At 40.2% G+C, this 17954-nt stretch carries 24 protein-coding genes; 18 read left to right on the forward strand and 6 right to left on the reverse strand.

The window, feature by feature from the left end:
• Positions 1-208, reverse strand: a 208-nt coding sequence (locus tag DWY93_RS17315; RefSeq protein ID WP_207658706.1) for a hypothetical protein, incomplete at its 3' end; no start/stop codon positions are given.
• 91 nt (positions 209-299) lie between these two features.
• On the opposite strand from DWY93_RS17315, the gene DWY93_RS13960 reads away from it, so the two are divergent.
• The 8 genes from DWY93_RS13960 to DWY93_RS14000 all read left to right on the forward strand — a co-directional run bounded on the left by DWY93_RS13960 (position 300) and on the right by DWY93_RS14000 (position 6978).
• A complete protein-coding gene (locus tag DWY93_RS13960; RefSeq protein WP_223380606.1) occupies positions 300-986 on the forward strand; it encodes a methyltransferase domain-containing protein in 687 nt (228 codons plus the stop codon).
• 23 nt (positions 987-1009) lie between these two features.
• On the forward strand, positions 1010-1570 hold the full coding sequence (locus tag DWY93_RS13965) for a TetR/AcrR family transcriptional regulator (protein ID WP_008728836.1): 561 nt from the start codon (positions 1010-1012) through the stop codon (positions 1568-1570).
• A 75-nt stretch (positions 1571-1645) separates the two neighbouring features.
• Positions 1646-3031 carry an MATE family efflux transporter gene (locus DWY93_RS13970; RefSeq protein WP_008728838.1) on the forward strand — a complete coding sequence of 462 codons (1386 nt, stop codon included), beginning with the start codon at positions 1646-1648 and terminating at the stop codon, positions 3029-3031.
• A 191-nt stretch (positions 3032-3222) separates the two neighbouring features.
• Complete coding sequence (locus tag DWY93_RS13975) at positions 3223-3642, forward strand: sigma-70 family RNA polymerase sigma factor (protein ID WP_008728841.1); 420 nt, start codon at positions 3223-3225, stop codon at positions 3640-3642.
• A gap of 4 nt (positions 3643-3646) precedes the next feature.
• Positions 3647-3886, forward strand: a complete 240-nt coding sequence (locus DWY93_RS13980; protein WP_005946862.1) for a helix-turn-helix domain-containing protein — start codon at positions 3647-3649, stop codon at positions 3884-3886.
• Between the two features lie 194 nt (positions 3887-4080).
• Entirely contained in the window at positions 4081-4761 is a 681-nt protein-coding gene (locus tag DWY93_RS13990; protein ID WP_347466262.1) for an ABC transporter ATP-binding protein, read from the forward strand.
• A 202-nt stretch (positions 4762-4963) separates the two neighbouring features.
• Positions 4964-5710, forward strand: a complete 747-nt coding sequence (locus tag DWY93_RS13995) for a LytTR family DNA-binding domain-containing protein (RefSeq protein WP_181968557.1) — start codon at positions 4964-4966, stop codon at positions 5708-5710.
• Positions 5707-6978: a sensor histidine kinase gene (locus DWY93_RS14000; RefSeq protein WP_117470321.1), complete on the forward strand. Its 1272-nt coding sequence runs from the start codon at positions 5707-5709 to the stop codon at positions 6976-6978. Before DWY93_RS13995 ends, DWY93_RS14000 begins: the two co-directional genes overlap by 4 nt.
• A 36-nt stretch (positions 6979-7014) precedes the next feature.
• Here DWY93_RS14000 and DWY93_RS17600 read toward each other — a convergent pair whose 3' ends face one another.
• Together DWY93_RS17600 and DWY93_RS17605 are read right to left on the reverse strand one after the other, a co-directional pair.
• Positions 7015-7467 (reverse strand): transposase, encoded by a 453-nt coding sequence (locus tag DWY93_RS17600; RefSeq protein WP_242990646.1) that lies wholly within the window; start codon positions 7465-7467, stop codon positions 7015-7017.
• Positions 7457-8101 carry a hypothetical protein gene (locus DWY93_RS17605; RefSeq protein WP_242990649.1) on the reverse strand — a complete coding sequence of 215 codons (645 nt, stop codon included), beginning with the start codon at positions 8099-8101 and terminating at the stop codon, positions 7457-7459. The genes DWY93_RS17600 and DWY93_RS17605 overlap by 11 nt, the downstream gene beginning before the upstream one ends.
• Positions 8102-8401: 300 nt before the next feature.
• Between DWY93_RS17605 and DWY93_RS14010 the strand changes: the two genes are divergently transcribed.
• From DWY93_RS14010 to DWY93_RS14030, 5 genes are all read left to right on the forward strand, one after another.
• Positions 8402-8971 (forward strand): accessory gene regulator B family protein, encoded by a 570-nt coding sequence (locus DWY93_RS14010; RefSeq protein WP_117470322.1) that lies wholly within the window; start codon positions 8402-8404, stop codon positions 8969-8971.
• A gap of 2 nt (positions 8972-8973) precedes the next feature.
• Positions 8974-9090 (forward strand): cyclic lactone autoinducer peptide, encoded by a 117-nt coding sequence (locus tag DWY93_RS14015; protein ID WP_117470323.1) that lies wholly within the window; start codon positions 8974-8976, stop codon positions 9088-9090.
• Positions 9091-9528: 438 nt separating this feature from the next.
• Positions 9529-9900, forward strand: a complete 372-nt coding sequence (locus tag DWY93_RS14020) for a hypothetical protein (protein ID WP_117470324.1) — start codon at positions 9529-9531, stop codon at positions 9898-9900.
• Positions 9890-10252, forward strand: coding sequence for an IS66 family insertion sequence element accessory protein TnpB (tnpB, locus tag DWY93_RS14025; protein ID WP_117470325.1), 363 nt, complete (start codon positions 9890-9892; stop codon positions 10250-10252). Before DWY93_RS14020 ends, tnpB (DWY93_RS14025) begins: the two co-directional genes overlap by 11 nt.
• A 384-nt stretch (positions 10253-10636) precedes the next feature.
• Positions 10637-10804: a hypothetical protein gene (locus DWY93_RS14030; RefSeq protein WP_242990651.1), complete on the forward strand. Its 168-nt coding sequence runs from the start codon at positions 10637-10639 to the stop codon at positions 10802-10804.
• A 49-nt stretch (positions 10805-10853) separates the two neighbouring features.
• On the opposite strand, the gene DWY93_RS14035 is transcribed toward DWY93_RS14030, so the two are convergent.
• Both DWY93_RS14035 and DWY93_RS14040 read right to left on the reverse strand, forming a co-directional pair.
• Positions 10854-11066, reverse strand: coding sequence for a hypothetical protein (locus DWY93_RS14035; protein ID WP_117470326.1), 213 nt, complete (start codon positions 11064-11066; stop codon positions 10854-10856).
• A 4-nt stretch (positions 11067-11070) separates the two neighbouring features.
• Positions 11071-12600: a transposase gene (locus DWY93_RS14040; RefSeq protein ID WP_242990653.1), complete on the reverse strand. Its 1530-nt coding sequence runs from the start codon at positions 12598-12600 to the stop codon at positions 11071-11073.
• 321 nt (positions 12601-12921) lie between these two features.
• Between DWY93_RS14040 and DWY93_RS17610 the strand changes: the two genes are divergently transcribed.
• The 5 genes from DWY93_RS17610 to DWY93_RS14060 all read left to right on the forward strand — a co-directional run bounded on the left by DWY93_RS17610 (position 12922) and on the right by DWY93_RS14060 (position 16697).
• Entirely contained in the window at positions 12922-13272 is a 351-nt protein-coding gene (locus DWY93_RS17610; protein WP_242990655.1) for a hypothetical protein, read from the forward strand.
• 3 nt (positions 13273-13275) lie between these two features.
• Positions 13276-13776 carry a thiamine pyrophosphate-dependent enzyme gene (locus DWY93_RS17615; RefSeq protein WP_347466264.1) on the forward strand — a complete coding sequence of 167 codons (501 nt, stop codon included), beginning with the start codon at positions 13276-13278 and terminating at the stop codon, positions 13774-13776.
• Positions 13777-14154: 378 nt separating this feature from the next.
• Positions 14155-14538: a hypothetical protein gene (locus DWY93_RS14050; protein WP_117470327.1), complete on the forward strand. Its 384-nt coding sequence runs from the start codon at positions 14155-14157 to the stop codon at positions 14536-14538.
• A complete protein-coding gene (gene tnpB / locus DWY93_RS14055; protein WP_117470328.1) occupies positions 14531-14887 on the forward strand; it encodes an IS66 family insertion sequence element accessory protein TnpB in 357 nt (118 codons plus the stop codon). The genes DWY93_RS14050 and tnpB (DWY93_RS14055) overlap by 8 nt, the downstream gene beginning before the upstream one ends.
• 274 nt (positions 14888-15161) lie before the next feature.
• Entirely contained in the window at positions 15162-16697 is a 1536-nt protein-coding gene (locus DWY93_RS14060; RefSeq protein WP_242990656.1) for an IS66 family transposase, read from the forward strand.
• A 214-nt stretch (positions 16698-16911) separates the two neighbouring features.
• Here the strand turns inward: DWY93_RS14060 and aroD are convergent, their stop codons facing one another.
• Positions 16912-17667 (reverse strand): type I 3-dehydroquinate dehydratase, encoded by a 756-nt coding sequence (aroD, locus tag DWY93_RS14065; protein WP_117470329.1) that lies wholly within the window; start codon positions 17665-17667, stop codon positions 16912-16914.
• Between the last annotated feature and the right edge of the window lie 287 nt (positions 17668-17954).

The raw sequence follows: 17954 nt of genomic DNA on the forward strand, positions 1-17954 counted from the left end.
CATTTTGATGATGAGGACGAATAACTTTTTCCCTCTTTGTAGAAGATACAGCAAACAAAAAGCCCAGTAAAGAGTGCAAAGCACCACCAATGGTGGCAAGGCTCTTGACAGGGCTTTTTCTTTTCTGTGGAGGGTAATCAAGAGGAAGAAAAGATAAAATTTGATTTGTGGTAAATCGGATAATATCAATGAAATTGTCACGGTACAAATTTGGGCTATATAAGGAATAGTAACTGGAAGATTGTAGGGTAATCAAAAAGGCGTGTATTTTAAATCAGAGATACACGTCTTTGAAATGAATGAAATTCAATGAATTTTATTCATTGACAATCGTTCATTCACGAGATATAATTTTAGTGAAAGGAGTTGATTACATGAATATTACGAAACAAAAATCACAAAAGACTTTTGATAAGCAAGCTGCCGATTATGATACAAATATTCAGGGGGAACATGCTCGAAAACTCTATAAGCCGATTATAGAAAATTTAAAAAATAAGAATATACATTCTATATTAGATTTAGGTTGTGGAACGGGTGCGTTACTTAAAGAAATAAAAGAATTAAATATAGCAGAACAACTATTTGGAATAGATATATCTCCCAATATGCTTGAAATTGCAAAAAATAAACTAGGAAATGATGCAACACTTATCTTAGGCGACTCTGAGAGATTACCTTTTGAAGATAGTTCTTTTGACGCCATTGTATGTAATGACTCATTTCATCATTATCCACAACCAGATATTGTAGAGAAAGAAGTGTCTAGGTGTTTAAAGCAAAATGGAGTTTTCATTATCGGTGATTGTTGGCAACCAATCGGAGCAAGACAGATAATGAATTACTATATGAAACACAGCAATAGTGGAGATGTAAAGATTTATTCAAAAAAGGAAATGTTGTTATTATTATCAAAAGACTTCCACGAAATTGAATGGAAATCTTTTGGCACAAGATCTTGTTTAATTATAGCATACAATAATTAAACCGCAAGAAAGGAAAGAAAACAATGCGTATTTCAAAAGAACCAGAGGAACGTAAACAAGAAATTTTAGAAACAGCCATTAAATTATTTAGTGTAAATGGGTTTGAAAAAACTTCAATATCAGACATAGCAAAAGAAATTGGAATAGCACAAGGATTATGTTATAGATATTTCCCATCAAAAGATGTACTTTTTCAGTCTGCTATCAATGAATATTCAAATATTTTAGTCGCCAATATGACAAAAAATATAAATATAAAAAAGGATAGTTTAAAAGATATTTTGCGGAAGATGATACTTTTTGCAGAACAAGAAGATGATACATATTATCCAGTTTTTCATAATAACCAAAATAAAAATTTCCATAATTTATTAACATTGAATGTATGTGAAAAACTTTTTCCTATTGTATCTGAAATTATTGAAAGAGCAAATTACACAAATGAAATACAAGTCAATGATGTTGAAATGTATGCCAGTTTTTGCATATATGGACAACTAGGAATTATTTTAAATACCGATATATCAATTAAAGAAAAGAGTTCACGGATAAAGGCATTTTTTAGGGACTTGTTTAGGCTTTAAATCTTCCCCTGCCAAAAGGCAGGGAATATTTAAATAAATTAAATGAATAATTTTCATTCAATAGGAGGAATTAAAATGAACAAAAATATTGATTTTGTAAACGGAAACACAAAAAAATGTTTACTTGAAATGACTGTTCCTATGATAATAGCTATGTTTTTAAATATGGCATATAATCTCGTAGACAGTCTTTGGATTGGAAATTTGTTAGGTGAGCAGGCATACGCAGCGTTAACAAACTCGACACCTATTATTTTAATCTTAACTTCAATTGGTATGGGAGCAACAAACGGGTTAGCCATTCTATTATCACAGGTAATTGGTGCGAAAAATGAGCAAAAGAAAAAGAATATTATAGTTACTTCTTTTTTTGTATCTATAATTCTTTCAGTGTTTATGACAATTGTGTTGGAGATTTTTTTAGAGCCTATTTTGATAGTTTTAAATACACCGACTGAAATTTTTGATATGGCAAAAAATTACTTATCTATATATGCTTTGGGATATGTAGCAGTTTATTTGTATTTATACTTTACAGCCATTTTAAGAAGTTTTGGCAATACTATGTTTCAAGCAGTTGCAATGCTTGTGTCTACTTTATTGAATGCTATTTTAGATCCTATTTTCATTAACATAATTGGATTTCACGGAGCGGCAATCGCAACCTTAATATCACAGATTATTTGTTTGGCGTTTATGTGCATTTATATTTATCGTAAAAAATTATTTAACCTTTCACTATCTGATTTTGATACAAAAGAGATTATGCCGTTTGTAAAAAATGCTGTGCCGTCTGTCATTCAACAAAGTATTCCTGCTATTAGTACAACATTTTTAACTGCTATTGTTAGTACTTATAGTATTTCTGCTATTGCTGGCTACGGAGTTGCTGGAAAATTAGAAATGATATTATTTTATCCTGCTATGGCTCTTAATATGGTGTTGACTTCAATCGTAGGGCAATGTATTGGAGCACAACGTATCGACAGAGCAAAGAATTATCTGAAATTGGCGTTAAAATATGGTATTGTTGTTTCAAGTGTATTATCAGCAGTTGTTATTTTCTTCTCTAAACAGTTGGCAAAATTGTTTGTTTCCAACGTAGCTGTAACAAATGTTGTCAGCCATTATTTTTTAATTGTTAGTATCGGTTATGTTCTTTACACTATTACTAGTTGCTACTTAGGTACTTTAAATGGTATAGGAAAACCAACAAAAAGTATGATACTAATGATATTCTACTATATTATTATTCGTATTCCTTTTGCCTATCTATTATCTTGGCTGGCAGAAAATTTAAATGGTGTTTGGATAGCGATTTTAATCAGTCACATAGTCGCCTGCATTATAACTATTTTAACAAGTAATCAAATTATTAAGCGGTTATATGGAAAACTTTATGATAGGACTAAAAAAGCAAGATATAAAAGCATTGAAAGTAACTGCTGTGGAAAGTTTTAGGAATAATCTTATACGATTATGCACTACCTAACAGCATTTTATCAACAACTAAATATTTTACAATATTAAAAGTTCGTACAGACGGTATATTTTGTACGGACTTTTTTCTTGTTCTTCTTTTTGTATTTTCCAAAGATATAGACGGTATCTCCGTTTATATATTTCAGCGTATGCGGAAAGGAGGTGAGATTATGAACCCATCTTCTTTCGAGCATATCGTTAGAATACAGTTTAATGCTTTGATGATGACTGTTATTAAATGCACAGTAAAAAACAGAAACAGACAGTTTGCAAGACGTTCTAAGCGTGAAGTTTTATTCTGTGAATTATCAGATACGAAAAATGTTGAATGTGTAACTAAGGATAACTATTCTTGTGATTACATTTCGTTTGAAGTCTTGAATTTTACAATTCAAATATCAAATGAGAAACTTGCTGTTGCTTTATATAAGTTATCGAATAAAGAGCGTGATGTAATTCTATTACGCTATTTTCAAAGTATGAGCGACCAAGAAATAGCCGAATTATATCATGTATCACGTTCTGCTATTTATCGCAGAAGAAGTAACGGATTGAAGAAACTAAAAACAGTATTGAAAGAAAGGAATTGAACCAATGAAAAAAGAATATGGCTACCCTACATTAAAAGTAATATGTCAAGCGTCTGCTGGAAATGAAACTGCCATAAGAGAGATTTTGAAGTTTTATGACGCTTATATATGTAAATTATGCTTGCGTCCGTTTTACCACTCTGAAAGTGGTAAAATCATTATGCAGGTTGATGAAGAATTAAAAGGTCAAATCCATACAGAAATGATGAAAGCAATCTTGAAATTTGAAATCAGAGTAAAATAATCATACTACATGAATGAAAAACGGGAGATACACAGATATTTGTGCTATCTCCCATGTTGTTTTTGTGTCATATCAAGGCTCATTCAATCGTGGTAAATTCGTGGTAAAATGAATAGTTTTCTATACTTCAAAATGTTTGAAAGTATAGTGTTTATGCGGATAATCAAAAATCAGATATAAAATTTGTATAAAATATATCTTTTAAGATGAAAAAAGGGGATGTGTTTGCCCTTGTAGGTGCGAATGGAAGTGGAAAGAGCACGTTGAGCAAAATTTTATTAGGATTATATCTAGATTATGAAGGGGAAATATTAATAAATGGAATCGAACTACGAAAACTGGATATAAAAGCTTATCGTAATTTATGTGGAGGGTTATTTCAGGATTTTCTAAAATACGAGGCAACCGTTGCAGAAAACATCATGTATGGTTCTTTAGAATTGCTCAATAATGAATGCAGAATTAATGAAATATATGATATTTTCAAATTGAACAAATTATCTCCAGCAGAGGACAGAAATAAAATTTTGCAGATGCAATTGGGACACTGGTTTGAAAAGGGAAAACAAATATCAATAGGACAATGGCAGCGCCTAGCATTAAGTCGCGTGTTTGCAAAAGAAGCGGAGCTCTATATTTTAGACGAGCCCAGCGCATCATTAGATTCGTTATCTGAAAAAGAATTGCTTTGTGCGTGTTTTTCAGAAATGAAAACTAGAGATAAAATAGGAATTATCATAGTTCATCGTTTGCAAAATATTGAGAGGTATGCAAATTATATTATAGTGTTAGAAAATGGAGAAATTGTTGAGATGGGGGCATCAAAAGAATTAATTGATAAGGGGGGAAAGTATAAAGAACTGTATCAATATTGACAAGAACGCATAATGCTTGTTTAGCGAATGATTTGTCATTTGACTGCGGAATGAAGGAAGAATAGACTGTGGCATCTTATCTTCAGGTATTGGGGACTGGCTTCAAAATGCATTTTATGATATTATAAATAACAGTTTGTCAGTTCAGTGACCAAACAAATTTATGATTAGAAAAAACTTTGTAAAGGTAGAAGCTGCTTTTATGGAGAAAGAGGGAGAAGCCATGTATCAAATCGCAATATGTGATGATCAGCAGAGCTCTATTGATGAACTTGTACGGAATTTGAATTATTATAGAGAAAAACATAATACGGACATTTTGGAAATACCATATCAGAACCCGGACGGGCTCCTTCATGATATAGAACGAGGAATTCATTTTGATATTATTTTTCTTGACATAGAGATGCCAATGATCAATGGCTTAGAAGTTATGCGTGAATTGGCGGGGGCGCAGGTTGATTCTATTATTATTATCGTTTCATCACATTTACAGTATTCGATCGAGGCAATTGAGTTAAAGGTATTCCGGTATCTGATGAAAGGGTGCGAGGAAGAAATGTTTGAACGATATCTGACTGCGGCTTTAAAAGAAGTAGATGTAGCCAAGGAAGACAAGTATACGATCTCTACGGCCAGAAAGAAGATACTAATAAATTGTGAAGATATTATCTTCTGTTATAAGGAATCCAAAATGTCTGTCATGGTAACCAGAAACGAGACAACAAAAGAACGAAAAGCATTAAATAAGCTTCTGACAGATTTACAGGAAATCTGTGATTACTTTATAATGGTTGAAAGAGGCTACATTGTAAATATGCATTATATTGAAAAAATTTGTGGTAATGAGATTCGTTTAAGGAAAAGTGCTCAGACAATTCCTATAGGCAGTACGTATGATAGAGAAGTAAAAAGGGCGTTAAATGAATTTTGGAGAAAACGAAAATGAGCTGGGGTTGGGGAATGGAGATAATAGCCACGTTAATTGAGTGTTTCTGTGCGTTTTGTTTTATACAGAAAACAGAGGAAAAGCGAATGATAGGGCGGAATTTGCTTTTGGCAATTCCAATTACGGGAATTACGATCTGGACGAATCACTTTCAGATGGTTTCTTTTGGCCCTGTTATCGTTTTTCTTTTATATTGTTCAATTGTAACTTGGATGCTATACCGGGAACAATGGCGGGATGTGATGTGGCTGGTATGTATTTTTTTGATGTTGGTTATGGTTTTTGATTATTTTACAATGTCTTTATTGGGAACTTTCTCTGTTGATAAGGCTTTTATGCAGGAAGTTGTAAAAGCTGATTCAGACATTAGAAAGTTTTATCTTTTGTTTGATAAAATTTTGCTGGTGGTATTTTCTATGTTATTCAGAAAATACTTACAGGAATATGTAATAAAGAAGAAATATAGATTTATTATCATGGCGGGGATTATAGGCGTATTTCTTGTGTATATTACTTATAATTTCAAAAGTATTTATGCATTTATGGGGTGGAGTATTTACGTTTTAATCTGTGTGGCAGTTGCAATTTTATTATTTTTTTACAGACGGTGGAAAGATGCGGAGATTGCTAAGGCGGAATTGCAGGAGAAAGTTCGATCTTATATGCAGTACTATGAGGAGATATGTCAGAAACAAAAAGAAAACGAAAGAACTGTGCATGATGTAAATTATCATTTATTGAATTTATTACACTTATTTGAGAAGGAGGAATATCAAAATTGTCGAGCATATTTAGAAAAGCTGTTGGGAACTTTTCGGCAATGTTCATTTAGAACTTTTACTGGTAATCAGGCTATAGATTTTATTGTAAATTACAAAATGGATGAGGCTGAGAAAAATGGAATAAAAGTGATTATTGACATGGATGCAATCGGTGATGCTGATTCACTGGAGCAGTCAGACATCAATATTATTTTTGGAAATCTTTTAGATAATGCAATGGAAGCATGCAGTTATCTAGAGAAAGAAAAACGTTGGATAGAGATAAAATTGAATAGAGTAATGAAGATGCTGTTTATTACCATTCGTAATCCATACCAGATGCAACCGAAACGTGTACAGGGAGTTTTTGTGTCCAGCAAAAAGGACTCAAGGATACATGGGATCGGACTTAGCAGTGTTGAGCATTGTGTAAAAAAGTATGATGGTATTTTTGAATTAAAGTTTGATGACTCAATTTGTTCTGCAGAAGCACTGATTTTCTTTTAAAACTATAAATGAGCAAATATCAAAAAATGCACAAAGTTACCCTGCAATCTCTAAGACCTCTTCAAAAGTGGCACCGCTTTTTATTACCCGAAACAGATGCTTCAAATATTCTGCTTTCAGCTCCTGTTGCATATAGGCATAGCCTTCATCAAAAGAGCAATAGGTTTCTTTGCAAGTGCAACACATATAATGGACAAATGACATCATCAGCCAGTATCTCGGGATTCCTTTTTGGGAACGCAGCTGATATTTATCCAGACCAAGCTTTTTCCTGCTTTGTCGGAAAAACAGTTCAATTTGCCAGCGTTGGGTATAAAGTCTCAGGATTTCCTGCGTGGATAATGCTGCATTTGTTGAAACAAAGATCCGCAGTGCTTTTGGAATCCCAAAACATTCTGCTGGATAGCTCAGTAGGACCACTGCATTGGGAACATCATTCAGATTTCCATCATACCGGTATACGTAAAACTGCCTTTTATCAACGGTCACAAAGCTGATGTTTGGGTCTGTTTTCCGTAAGTGAAGGGCAAATACACTGGCTTTCTGGCGGATTCCGCAAGGATAGAGGATTCGGTTGGTTTTTAAAGCCCCCTATGGTGTAGAATCCTTTTTTAGCAAAGCAATCTATGACTTTGGCTGAAGTATACCAGCTGTCACAAAGGAAGTAGGAAACTACCGGTGCAATAGGAAGTTCTGCAGCAATATCCTGTATGATCTGGATCTTTGATTTTGTTTTATCATACAGAATAACGGCATAATTCAGAGTGATTTCATTGCAGGAAAGCATGACGGACACGATCTGGTGCCCACAATCCTGTCTGCCTTTCAGATGAGATTGATGAAAATACGCAGCTTCGATTGGATGCAAAGTCTGTGACGAAGGCTTTGTATGGGAAGCAATCGTATCATCCACAATGCAAAAGATAGGCTGACCGGAAATAGTCGCCTCCCGGTAGATCAAATACGCAACGCTGTTTCTTAGGGCATCCTGAAAAAGGAAATCATTCCACTTTCCCTGATTCAGGAAGTGAGCCACAGTCGTTCTATGATGTTGGCTGGTCAAGGCGAAATCCGTTGTTTTGTCACGGTATCCACGCAAAAAGACAGAAAGAATGATAGCCATAAAATGCTGTAGGTAAATATCGGATAAAAAACAGTTGAGGTTGAGAGCTTTAAAGTAATTGTAAATCTTATTGGAATGATGTATAATGTCTGCAACAGGCACCCCCTTGTTTGAATGAGTAGGTTGTTGGTCGCACTTCAATTATACATCATTCAGCAGAGGGTGTCTTTCTTTTGTGCAAAATTTAGGATTTACTCATTTATAGTTAAAATATAATTTACGGACGAAAAGGTGTATTTTGCGGACAATAAAGGAAAATTGAGAGATTGTCAGATATGATGTTAAGAAAAAGGAGAAACCATGCTGACCAATATAAGTAAAGCGAGTACAGCTTTTTTAATAAATAAAAGGGCTGTATCAGAAGAAAAGCAGAAAATTTATCAATATGGATTTGAAGTACTGTATTCTACGGCATTTGGATTAGGGACTATTCTTTGTCTGGGAATCATTGGACAAGCTCTGCCGGAAACGTTGATTTTTTTAACTTATTTTATTATAATCCGATTGTTTGCAGGTGGTTATCATGCGCCGAATTACGCAGGCTGTTTTTTGATAACGAACGCTGCGTATTTGGCAGAGCGGATGTTGGCAGAATATCTTCCGGAAAAGCCTTCTGTTTTATGGATTTTGTTTCTGTGCAATATAGTCTATATATGGTTAGAAGCTCCAGTTCAAACTCCACATCGCAGACTTAGCGCGAAACGTCTTAGGGTAAATAGAGTACGTACTCATATCAGTCTGATATTAAGCGTGATTGCTATGTTTTTCTACCAACGGTTTGGATTATTTTGGGTCATGTCCGAGGCAGTATCAGCATTGATGATTGTTTCGGTATTGATAATATTAACAAAAATTAAAAGGAGGAAATAATCATGGAGGTATTGTTATCCGTTGTCGCTACATTCGTAGAGATAATTGCAAATTTTGGTGCAGGTGCCGCTTCTCTTATTGCAGGGTATGAGCCAGAGATTCCGGAAGAATTACAGTAGTAATTAACATTTTGAAGCGAGTCGGTTTTGAACCAATGTCATTTAGTTAAGATAGTATTAGTAGGACTATTACAGGGAGTGTCGCAGAATAATTGATTAGTCAGCTATGGAGCGATGCTCCTCTCATTTATGTCAAAAAAATTGGAAATACTTTCCACGTGAAATTGATTTCCGAATTTCTGCCATACTTTAATACAGATATGTATAATCAGTTGTCTTTATGAGAATTTCAAATCAAACGACTGCATTCGGAAAGAACTCCTTCGGAATGGATCCAACAAAAAAACTTCTGTGGGTAGAATACTGTGAGGACTGCCGTAAACGCACCATAGCAAGTACCTGTTCATACGATTTATTTTCTGCAATAATAGTCTCATACAACACAGAGTCAAAAAAGTTGAGCACTTAACTTTTTTGACCGACTATGGAGGTTAGACTATGAGCAGTCAAACAAGTTTGGTAGCCGAGCAGGTTCGGTTACGGCAGTGGGCCGCACAGATACAGGAATGCCAGAGCCGTCCTGCAGATATGAAGGTTGAAACCTGGTGCAGTGAACATGGCATTACCAAAGCGAATTATTACTATCGCTTACGCCGGGTTAGAAAAGCATGCCTGGAAGCTTGTAATCCAGAATCGGCTTTTGTGGAACTTCCAATGCCAGCAGCAGAAACAATCCCCTCAGCAGATTCCTGCGGGGTTAAACCAGCAGCCGTTCTCCGCAACTCCAGAGGACTGGCGCTTGAAATTTATAACCACACTTCAGCAGATATCATCCGAAATATTCTGGAGGTGTTGGCTCATGCTGAATGATGCAACCGGGTTAAAAAAGATCTACCTTGCAGCTGGCTATACGGACCTGCGCAGGGGCATAGATGGTTTGGCAACGATGATCCGGTTCCGGTTTCAACTTGATCCTTACGATAAAAATACGCTTTTTCTGTTCTGTGGTAAGAGAACAAATCGTATCAAAGGTCTTCTCTGGGAAGGCGATGGTTTTCTGCTTCTCTACAAAAGATTAGATAATGGTGCATTCAGCTGGCCGCGTTCTGCAGAAGAAGCTCTGGAAATTTCGGCAGAGCAGTATGCGATGTTAATGCAGGGCCTGGAGATTATACCGAAGCATCCAATCCGACCAAACGATAGTCCCAAAAGACTGATGTAGTGTTTGTGCATTATAGAGAAAAATTTTTCCATGTTTTTCAGTCAAAAAAGCGATATTTTTATTTTACTGCATTTATCCACAGCATCCGGTTGTAAAAAATCGAACAACATGATTTTTCAGAGAACAACATACCGGATTTGCGGATAGCAGTACAGAGCATCTGGAATTTCAGGGAAATATCCCAGATGTTCTGTACTGTTATCCACCGTCATAATGACGAAAGGAAAACAGCCGCCGGGTGGCAGAAACTGCGTAAATCTGGTACAATGGACTCATTAAGAAAAGGAGTTCCTGCCATGGCGATCAAGTACACAGAAGAACAATTAAATAGCGTTGACAAGTCTATGCTGATCCAGATGTTTCTGAACCAGCAGGAGCAGTGACGTGATCTTAGGACTTGGAACAAGATTCGGTGAGGCGGACAGCTCCAGCTGGTATCAGGGTGTTACCTTCGATCCGGATAAGACGACCTTCCTTCAGGTGGATATCGATCCGAACGAGATCGGCAGAAACTATCCGGTAGAGATCGGCGCAGTCGGTGACTTAATGTGAACTCTTCATAAAAGTTACTCTAAAACCATTCTGACCACATGATTATAACTCATGGAGTCAGGAAGGTCATCACCTCATCGAGGCTTTTACCACTCTTGATGAAGGCATCCATGATCTGCTTTGCTTCGTATGAACGTTTCTGTTCTTGTAGCTGTTCTAGCTTTGAGGCAGTTTTATCGTATCTTTCCTTGAGCTTGGCTAATTCTTCCTGGGTTTTAGCTATTTCGGCATCGATGGATGATACTGATTTGACTCTTGCCATGGCTTTAAGCCTCCTTCCGTTTGCTGTTTATCAGCGACTGATTGCCTGCAAGACAGCTGGCGATCTCAGCCGCATTGGTCTGGACGGTGTCTTCATCTAAACCAAAAGCTGCAAGAATGTTTTTCTGCTTGCGGGTTACTGCATGGTCCAGGATATAGTTGCCATTGCTTCTTCGCACCATCTCGATCTTTTCCAGTTCACGGAGCGCGGCTGGAACAGTCAGATAGCTCGGATTACCATCGAGTTTCTGCATCGTTTCCTTCAGGAGATTATAGATCCTGTTCCGAACGATCAATGCTATAAACTCAATAAAAAATTTTGTTGAAACCGCTTCTGAAGACTGAACGCGCATGCTCTGACCGCCAAGGAAGGATTTATCGGCGCTGAACAGCTTTTCCGAAATATCACGGCCTTTGTACTGAATCAACGCCTGCTCTGCAGTCATCTTTTCCGAAGTGATGATGCAGAAGTATCCACAGAGGTTCAGCTCACGCTGTACTACATCGGACCGTTCCTGTACGCCGACAAGCTTTTTCCCCTTGTAGTACAGGTTGAAATAATCCTGATAGGTTTTTCCGAACTGCGTATCGCTTCCGATATGCTGATCAAGAAATTCGTGATAACGTTCTATCTTCTGCTCAAGCTTTTCTCTCTCGGCAGCCTGCCGGGACGGATTGTAAAATATATGGAAATACCGATTATCGGTATCATCCTCATAAAGTCTGGAGGTGATCGTCGTGCCATAGACCTTATAGGTCCGGATAAGACACTTGCGGTCTGTTTCAAACGTATTTCTGATGCTGTCAACCATCGATGCTACAAGAGATTTGCATCCCTTGGCCATGATGATGAATGAGTACTGGTTTTCATCCATGTACTGGATGTTTTCCTTGCTGAAGTATCCACGGTCGAGGATAAAGCCTATCTTTTTATAGCCGTACTCGATGACTTTGTCGACCATGCACCGAAACTGCGAAACATCTGTGATGGATCCCGGATACTCTTCGTAAAAGAGAGGTACACGGTTGGTCTTGTCAAAGGCAATCGATACATTGAATACAGGAATTCCTTTATCATCCTTTGCTTTTCCGAATTCGACCAGGTCGATATCACCTGCCTGACAATTCTTGTTGGTAGAGTCGTAGGATACATAAATTCTCTGTTTCTTATCTCTGCCGGCATTCCAGTCATCCAGAAAGGTGATGATCTGCTCGCGGCTCACTGTGCTGAGCAGTCTGCTCACCGTCACATCGCTGTAGATCTTCATCTGATCAGTGAAAAGCGGATGGCAGAACGCAAAATCCGGATAGTACTGACCGGCGTTATCCTGATCGATGATTGAGAACGACACAAGATCCAGAAACAGCCCTGTACTTTTGCCAAGTGGCTTATACAGCATTTCAGACAAATGGTATTCATCAAGCACATGCCTGATGACAATCCAGGAGCCTATGCGAAGACAGCAGCCTGCGGTCGGCATCATTTCGTTCTCCCGGAAGGACAGCATCAGGAAAATATCCCTGATACTGCTCATTCGGAAACATCATCGAAGAATTTTCTGAAGAAACTTTTCCGATGATGGCTCTTTTCGGAATAGCATATCTCTTTTTGCTCTTGTATTCCTGACCGTATTGGTATAGGACATAGGTGACAGAACCTTTTTTCTTGGTGATGATCTTGCCCTTTGCCTCAGGAATTTCAACCTGAAAATCGTAGTACATGGAGTTCCTCTGTTTAGTGTAATCGTTACACTAAATACACTGCAATTTCGGGAGAATGGCAAGCCCGAAAAGCTAGGAAATAGGCGGGTTTCAAGGATTTTTAGTGTAATTTGAACTCTTTTAGTGTAACTTCTTTGAAGAGTTCACACTTAAAGATCGCTCTGACCCAGATCTTAGAGGAAGTGAAGAAGATCTGTCCGGAGGGAAAGAAGAATCCGGGACTTCGCGAGAAAATCGCTGCAGCCAAGGCGGAGTTTAAGAAATCCAACGAGGCGATCTCCAACGACAACCGCTTCCCGATGACACCGCAGAGAATCTTAAAGGACGTCAAGGAGGTATTCCCGGAGGATGCCTATATCTTTACAGACGTAGGCTGGAACAAGAACGGTGTTGCCCAGCAGTTCGATATCACCGTACCGGGAACGATCCATCATACCTCCGGTCTTGCGAATATGGGCTTCGGCGCATCCGCAGTCCTTGGCTGAAAGCTGGGTGTTCCGGACAAGATCTGCCTGACACTGACAGGCGACGGAGGATTCGGCGTACAGCCGTCCTGCCTTGCGACAGCCGTTCAGGACGGAATCCCGTGTACATGGGTTGTTATGAACAACTCCGCCTTCGGAACCATCGCCGGTCTTGAGAACGCAAACTATCACCATAAATTCGGTACTGTATTCCACACACCGAACGGAGATTCCTATACACCAAGATGGTCAGCCGTGGCACAGGCTTACGGAATGGAATCCATCTGTGTACAGTCCGCGGAAGAGTTCAAGGGAGCTCTTGAGAAAGCACTTCAGGCAAACAAAGAGGGCAGACCGTTCCTCGTAGAGGCACCGATGGAGAACATCATCGTTCCGACACCGGGATGCTGGAACATCAACGATATCTACAGCCCGAATGAGCTTGTAAAAGAAGGTAAGCTGGTACGGAAAGAGAACGGACGCTACGTTGCTCCGAGCCACTCCAAATCCCACAATACGAAATAATCGGCAACTGTTGATACCCTCACAGTTACGGTTATGATAAATGTTCAGGTACGCGAAAAAATGCGCGGAAGACGGGACAGAAAAAATTCTTCCTCATAGTTGAGTGCTCACCCTATTATAGATAAATAACCCCATTAAAAAAATCTGAGAAAAACTCCCAATCGCCGGATGTGCCATGATCCGGTGAGAGGGAGTTTTTCGTTTAAGGAGCAGGAGATCAGGATCAACGTTAAAAGTTGTCCGGGTAGATTTTGAGGAGAATAAGACAATGTTCACGCATTGCGCAAACGTAAAGGTCAAACCACTCGCCTTTCACTAAAACCATTTTTAGTGCATACTTGAGAAAACCAATAGATTTTTCAAGGAGGACTAAAGACTATGGATCAGTGTACCCACGAAGTCCGTGCAGAGTACTGGCGAAAGATCATCCAGGCTTGTGGACAGAGACCTGCCGGACAATCAGCGAAACGATGGATGGACGAAAACGGCATCCGAGAGCAAAGCTACTACCACTGGCAGAGGCGCTTTCGGCAACAGGCTTATGCGGAAATGAAGGAGAACGTTTCTGTCCCTGCCACAACGGAAAAATCGGAGCTGGATTTTGTTGAAATTCCGTGTACTGCTGTTTCGGAAACAAATATTCGTCCGCTCTCCAATGAACCGGCTGCTGTTATCCGGACCGCATCATTTCAGATTGAGATCTCCAATGATATTTCAGACACTCTTCTCAGCCATATCTTACGGGAGGTGTCCCATGCTTGAAGACGCAGCCGGGATCCGTCGTGTAGTCCTTGCGTGCGGCACTGTTGATCTGAGAAAAGGGATCGATGGTCTGGCAACGATCATCGGTGATCGGTATGGGCAGAATCCTTTCGAGAAAGGAACCCTGTTCCTGTTTTGCGGGAAACGTTCTGACCGGTGCAAGGGGCTTTTATGGATGGGAACGGGGTTTCTGCTTTTGTACAAAAGATTTGAGGACGGAAGATTATCCTGGCCAAGAAATATCCAGGAAGCGGCAGAGCTTACAGAGGACCAGTACAGGTACCTCATGACAGGATTAAATCCCCTGGATCCCAGGATCAAAGACGTTGATCCGAAGCATATCTATTAAAACGTTTGTGAAAAACAGAGAAAATAAAACGCCAGTCTGACCGCCAAAAAGGGCGGTGTCTATTAATGGAATCCTCTCCGATGAGACGAACCGTTTGTCCTGTATGAAGATAAAAAAGAGAACTTTTAATTTTAAACGCCTTGCATTTCAAGTGACTGGAACAGGGCATCCAGAGACGTTCCGGGTAGGTAAAAATGACGGACCGGTATGGAAACCAGATTGGCATTTATCACCGATTTCTGCTATACTTTCCTTAGAAAGAAAGGCGGACATCATGTGTAAAAAATTCACTCCGGATGAACTGAATCAGATGGACCATACAGCAAAAAACGATGTTATCTTCCAGATGCAGGACCGGCTCGACAAGCTGGAACAGAACTATGAAACCCTCATAGAACAGGTCCGGCTTGCAAACCAGCAGCGTTTTGGTCGCCAGACAGAAAAACTGGATGATATCGCGGGGCAGCTCTCCTTTTTTAATGAGGCTGAAGCGAATTACGATGAAACCGCCCCTGAACCGGTCATGGAACAGGTTATCGAATCCGCAAAAAAGAGGTCCCGTAAGTCTAAAAAGAAGGGACAGAGGGAAGAAGACCTGAAAGATTTCCCGCAGGAAGAGATTTCTCATGATATACCGGAGCAGGAATTAAACGAAGCTTTTGGTTCGGGGAACTGGAAAAGCATGCCGGATGAGATCTTCTGGCAACTCCGGTTCGAGCCGGCCAGATGGATTGCGGAGAAACATGTCATCAAAGTGTATGTCGGAACGGATGGGGCGCATCAGGATGAATTCCTCCGTGGAGATCATCCGGCAACCTTATTTAAAGGCAGCATTGCGACCCCTTCTCTTGAAGCCGCGATCATCAACTCTAAATATGTAAACAGCAACCCACTCGACCGGATCTCCAGGGATTTTGGAGCGAACGGATTGAATCTGTCCAAGCAGACGATGTCCAACTGGACTGTATGGACGGCAGAGCGCTACTTATCAGTCGTATACGAGATGATGAAGCAATGCCAGCTGAAAGCCCATGTAAACCAGTGCGACGAAACGACCGTGGATGTGATCCATGATGGAAGACCCGCAGGCAGCAAAAGCTATATGTGGGTGCATATCACCGGGGAACTTGGCAAGGTACCACCGATCATCATATATGAATACCAGAAAACACGCCATAGTGACCATCCAAAGGCGTACTATAAGGATTTTTCCGGCATTCTTATGACGGATGGGCTGGAACAGTACCACAAGCTGGAACGGGATCTGGAAGGGATAAAGAACGCAAACTGCATGGCACATGCAAGACGCCATTTCGCAAACGCGATCAAGGCAATCGGAAAAAGCAACCCGGAAGCAATCCAGTCATCTATTGCGTATAAGGCACTGGTAAGGATCGGTGCTGTCTATGATCTGGAAGGTGGACTGAAGGATCTGAGTTCGGAAGAACGGTTAAAAGAGAGGCAGAGATCCATCAAGCCCCTGCTGGAAGAATTCTTTGCGTGGATCCATGAAATAAAGTCAGATCAGACGGTCCTTCCAAAGGTTGAAACCGCAAAAGGGATCAACTACTGCCTGAATCAGGAAAAATATCTGAAGGTATTCCTGAGTGATGGGGAAGTGCCGATCGATAATCTTGCCAGTGAACGCGCACTGAGAACCTTTACGATCGGCCGTAAGAACTGGATGACGCTGAACACAGTACGTGGTGCACAGGCAAGTGCAATGATCTACAGCATTACCGAAACAGCCCGGGCAAATGGGTCTGAATGTTTACTACTACGTAAAGCATCTATTAACCGAACTGCTTGAGATCATCCGTATCGACGGAAGTGTCGACGAAAAAGAGTTAGAGAGTCTTATGCCATGGTCAAAAGATCTTCCGGCTGAGTGCTATAGCAAGCGCCGCAAATGAGCGGCGCTGTATTTGGCGTGGGGCGAAGGATTTGACCTTTACGCGCAAACAGTAACTGGAATAGATACAGGCTGTGTGAAAATCACCGGATAAGACCGAGGGCTGCTGACCTTACGCCAGAGTTTTTAAGAACGTGCTTAACAGGTTCGCCGGGATCTGCCCTGGCGCAGATGCCTTTCCTGCGGTTCCGAAGGTCACGCAGGAGCCGACGAGCTGACCGCAGATACGGCTGATGACGCCGGTGGGGCTCATGGACATGGTGATCACCGGGGTATCACTGTGCTCCTCCTTCATGGTCAACGTTGCGTCAAGCAGAGTCAGGACATCCCGCTCACACTGCGGCATCACCGCGAATTTCACGATATCAGCGCCCAGGGACTGCATCAGGCAGAGATTGCTTATGATGATGTTCTTATCCGGCGTTGCGGTAAAGTCGTGGCGGGAGGCGACGACTTTCACGCCAACCCTGTGGGCTGCCGCAACGATCGTTTTCATCGTCTCTTCCCCACGGGAGAGTTCCACGTCCACGAGGTCAATAAGACCGCTGTCGATCACGGCGAGGATCGTCTTCGTGTAGGTCTCTGTGTCGATCTCCATCATTCCGCCTTCCACGCTGGTGCGGATCGTAAAGAGTACCGGAATATTTCCCAAAGTATTTCGGAATAAGGTCATTGCCTTGGTCCGGACTTCGGGATCTTCCATACCGGTGTAGAAGTCCGCACGCCATTCGATCAGGTCGAACGGAGTATTCCGGATCAGATTTACAGATTTTTTCAGGTCATCGAGATTTGTATCCGTAACCGGAATGCAGATCTTCGGCATTCCGTCTCCCAATTTTACATTTCTTACTTTTACAATTGCTCCCATAAGCGGTTACTCCCCTGTTTCTATATGATTGATGTAATATCCGGTCATGCGTTATATAACGCACATCTCGCAGAAAGAATGCCGGTGCTTTGTATTCCAAATCGGCAAAGCCTGCGAGGCGTGATCCGCTATGTCCATAGTATAAAGACAGGAGAGAGAAAAGTCAACACTTATGCGCGTTAAAGTTTAAAAATTTAAAGCAATATATTAACGGGAACGATCAATTCCTACTTATCAAGCGAACTCATCGATCGATCGCAAAGGTGTGCAAAGAATTGTTAAAATAA

The organism is Clostridium sp. AF28-12 (genome assembly GCF_003435225.1).
Lineage (GTDB): Bacteria > Bacillota > Clostridia > Lachnospirales > Lachnospiraceae > Pilosibacter > Pilosibacter fragilis.